This is a genomic window from Streptomyces sp. NPDC088354 (genome assembly GCF_044753585.1).
GTDB lineage: Bacteria > Actinomycetota > Actinomycetes > Streptomycetales > Streptomycetaceae > Actinacidiphila.
This window is the reverse complement of sequence record NZ_JBIVNJ010000133.1, coordinates 1-2,476: the sequence shown is the minus strand read 5'-3', so window position 1 is coordinate 2,476 and position 2,476 is coordinate 1. Positions and strand designations below refer to the sequence as shown.

Annotated in this window: 1 protein-coding gene; it reads right to left on the bottom strand. The window is 67.3% G+C overall.

Annotated features, from left to right (window positions below; translation table 11 throughout):
* Positions 1–61 precede the first annotated feature (61 nt).
* Positions 62–2,341: an immune inhibitor A domain-containing protein gene (locus ACIP98_RS42225; RefSeq protein ID WP_319664460.1), complete on the bottom strand. Its 2,280-nt coding sequence runs from the start codon at positions 2,339–2,341 to the stop codon at positions 62–64.
* Positions 2,342–2,476: the final 135 nt, after the last annotated feature.

The window sequence follows — 2,476 nt, the reverse complement described above, 5'->3', positions numbered from 1 at the left end:
CGGATCGGCCCCCGTCCACCAGGGGACGGGGGCCGATCAGGTCATTTCGAGCGATGCGTGATCACTTGTGGGACGGGCCGACCTTGATCGTGATAGTGCTGCCGTCCCTGGCCTCGTGCACGATCGAGATGCGGGTGTTGGTGGGGGACACCTTCACACCGCCCGTCGGGTTCGCGGAGGACCAGTAGGTGTTCTTGTCGTCGAAGACCGGGTTCCCGGCCTGGCTCGGGATCCGGGTGGCGACGCCGTTCTTGTGCAGGGTGATGGCGTCGGTGCGGGACGTCGTGAACGTGGAGTCGTAGGCCTGCACGCGGTTGCGCTGCAGCGTGCCGTCCTTCCACAGCAGCGGCTTGGGGTGGGCGTCGATCGGGAGGATCTTGCCCGCGCCCGGGTGCGCGCTGACGTTGTTGTCGTTCATCGAGGTGTCCCACAGCCAGACCAGCAGGCCGTTCTGGTACGCGTAGTGCTCGACCCAGTTGTCCTTGGGAGCGGCCCAGCCGAAGTTGTAGGGGCCGACCTTGAGGGTCTTGTCGTACGAGACGTACTGCCGGTTCTCGGCGATGTAGTACTGCGGGTACTCCGAGGAGAACGTGGAGCCCTTGGCGGTGAAGCCGTCGGCGGTCCAGCCGTTGTCGCCGTTCTCGGCGCCGTCGCTGAACACGGTCGCGCCGTCGGCGGTCAGCGTGATCGCGTCGGCCAGGAAGCCCTTCTGGGCCACGCCGCCGTCGCTCTGGTAGCGGAAGCGGAGCTTGACCGACTGGCCCGCGTAGGCGTCCAGCGGGAAGGCCATGTCCTGGTAGGTGGCCGCGGTGCCGGTCAGGGCCGGCTTGCCGCTGGCGTCGCGCGGGAGCGGGGCGCCGCCGATGGTGCCGTCGATCGCGGTCCAGGTGGCGCCGCCGTCGGTGGACACCTCGGTGTAGAGGTAGTCGTAGTTCTCCTCGATGTCGTACCAGCCCTTGAGGGCCAGGCTCGCGGAGGACTTGCCGGTGAGGTCGACGTCGCGGGTGAGGGTGTTGCTCAGGTTGTCACCGCTGCCGCTCCACCACTGCTTGCTGCCCTCGGCCGGGGTCGCCAGCTGCGTGACCACGGTCTTCTTGGGGAGCGTGACGACCAGGCCCTGCTTGTCCTTGGTGTTGTACTCCGAGACACCGAGGGTGGTGGTCGACTTCGTGCCGGCCTTGGCGGTGGCGTAGTTCAGCCAGCCCAGCTGGAGCTTGTCCCAGGCCGTCATGTCGCCGGGCAGGTCGCCGATGGCGTCCTTGCCGGTGCCGAGCCAGGAACCGGAGGACATCAGGGTCCAGAAGCCGGTGGAGTTCTCGGCGGTGTTGGTGGTGTCGTAGTGGTCCGGCAGACCGAGGTCGTGGCCGAACTCGTGGGCGAAGACGCCGAGGCCGCCGTTCTCGGGCTGCACGGTGTAGTCGCCGACCCACACGCCGGTGTCGCCGATCTGGGTGCCGCCGAGCAGGTTGCCGGCCGGACCGGTCGCGCCCGCGTCGGTGCCGAAGGCGTACCAGCGGTGCGCCCAGATCGCGTCCTCGCCCTGGGCGCCGCCGCCGGCGGACTCGTCCTCGCCGGCGTGCACGATCTGGAAGTGGTCGATGTAGCCGTCGGGCTCGTTGAAGTTGCCGTCGCCGTCGTAGTCGTAGCGGTCCCACTGGTCGTACTCGGCCAGCTTCGCCTTGATCGTGGCGGCGGAGTCACCGGCGGCCTTGCGCGCGTCGACCCACTTGTTCACCGCGTCGGCGACGAGGTTCCAGGTGCAGGTGTCGCACTTGTTGCTGCCGTAACGGGCCTCGTTCCAGTCGACCTTGACCCAGTCGGCGACCTCGCCGGCGACCGAGTAGCGACCGGAGGACTGCTTCTCGTAGTACTTCGCCATCGACTCCTTGGAGGAGGAGTGCGAGAAGTACAGGTCCTGGAAGTGCTGGCGGTTGTAGTCCGCCTGCCACGCCGTGCTGTTGTCCTTGCGACGGTCGGGCTTGGCTATCGTGTTGTGCGCGGGACCGGTCGTGCCGCCGTACGCGGGGTCGGTCTTGTCGCCGAACTCGGCGAGGATCACGAAGATCTTGTCGGTCTTCTCGCGCTTGAGCTCGACGTACTTCTTCTTGCCGAGCTTCACCACGCCCGAGGCACCGCGGTCCTCGACCTTGGACTTGCCGGATATGACCTGCTCGATCGCCTGCTGGCGCTGGGACGCCTGACGCTCGCTCAGCGGGCCCTTCAGGTCGTGGGCGACACGCTCCGACCGAGCCGGGTCCTTGCGCACGACGCTGCGGGCCTGCGAGTCGGCCTGGGCTGCCGCGACGGGGAAGGCGGTGGCACCTATTGCGGCGATCGCCACGGCCAGAGCGGCGGATCTGATCGTCCGTCGGTGGCTTATCACTGTGATTTGACCTCCCTAGGGTGAGGCCATTGCACCGGAGTGACGTGAGAAAAGACAGATCTTGACTTGCTCATGACCGCCAAGTACGGTGAG